The 1098-nt window shown below is 74.6% G+C and carries 2 protein-coding genes; one reads left to right on the plus strand and one right to left on the minus strand.

Annotation, left to right across the window (positions count from 1 at the left end):
* The coding region (locus H5J30_RS35005; protein WP_181791827.1) for an ROK family protein at nucleotides 1-249 on the minus strand (249 nt) is incomplete at its 3' end.
* A gap of 201 nt (nucleotides 250-450) precedes the next feature.
* Between H5J30_RS35005 and H5J30_RS35010 the strand changes: the two genes are divergently transcribed.
* Nucleotides 451-1098: FadR/GntR family transcriptional regulator (locus tag H5J30_RS35010; RefSeq protein WP_181791828.1), on the plus strand; the 648-nt coding region annotated here is incomplete at its 3' end.

The raw sequence follows: 1098 nt of genomic DNA on the forward strand, positions 1-1098 counted from the left end.
CGCGGTGGCCGAGAGCACGGTGCCGGCCGCGGCGTCGATCACGCCCGCGCTGCCGGCGCCGGCGGCCGCGTACGGGCCGCCGGCCGCGGCGACTTCGGCGACGGCTGCCGCCGCGGCGTCGAGGACCGCCGCGGGTCCGGCCGCCGCCGGCGTGGGCACGGTGCGGCGGTGCAGAACCCGCCCGTCGCCGTCGACCAGGGCGGCGGCGGTCTTCGTCCCGCCGATGTCGAGCGCGGCGACGACGGTCATCGCGGCCCGGCGGCGGGTCGGTTGCGGCTGGGCACGCGTCCTCCCGGTACGTACGGCATGCCAACTGATGCGGGGACAGGGGCAGATGGAGCAGGTGGAGCAGGTGGCGGGATCAGAAGGTCGGATGTCTGATGTCCGATGCCTGATAGTGTGTGACCGTAGCCCGGGGGTCGAAGTGGGTCAAGAGGCGGGAGTACGCGCATGACCGAAGCCCGTGCCGCGGATGCCGGGACGAGCGGGGCCCGTACGGCCGACGCGCGCACCGGCCGGTCCCTGCTGCGGCTGGAGGTCACCGAGGGCATCAAGCGCTACATCCTCGCGAACAAGCTGCGCCCCGGCGATCCGCTGCCCACCGAGAGCGACCTGTGCGCCGCCCTGGGCGCCAGCCGCTCCAGCGTCCGCGAGGCCGTCAAGACCCTCCACGCCCTCGACATCGTCGACGTGCGGCACGGGCACGGCACGTACGTCGGCCGGCTGAGCCTGTCGGCGCTCGTCGAGAGCCTCGCGTTCCGCGGGCTGCTCGGCCCGGAGAGCGACGTGCACGTGATGGCCGACCTGGTCGACGTGCGCGAGCTGTTCGAGCGCGGCATGGCGGAGCGGATCGTGGCCCGGCTCGACGGCGACCGACTCGACGCGCTGGACGCGCTCGTGGAGCGGATGCGCGCGGACGCCGGCGGCGCCGAGGAGGACTTCGTCGAGGCGGACCGGGCCTTCCACGCGCTGCTGGTCGAGCCGCTGGGCAACGAGCTGATGGGCCAGCTCTCGATGGCGTTCTGGGACGTGTACGCCATCGTCGCCCCGCAGTTGCGGATGGCCACGGGCGAGGACCGCGCGGAGACGACCGCGGCG

Source organism: Streptomyces phytophilus (genome assembly GCF_013870535.1).
Taxonomy (GTDB): domain Bacteria; phylum Actinomycetota; class Actinomycetes; order Streptomycetales; family Streptomycetaceae; genus Streptomyces; species Streptomyces phytophilus.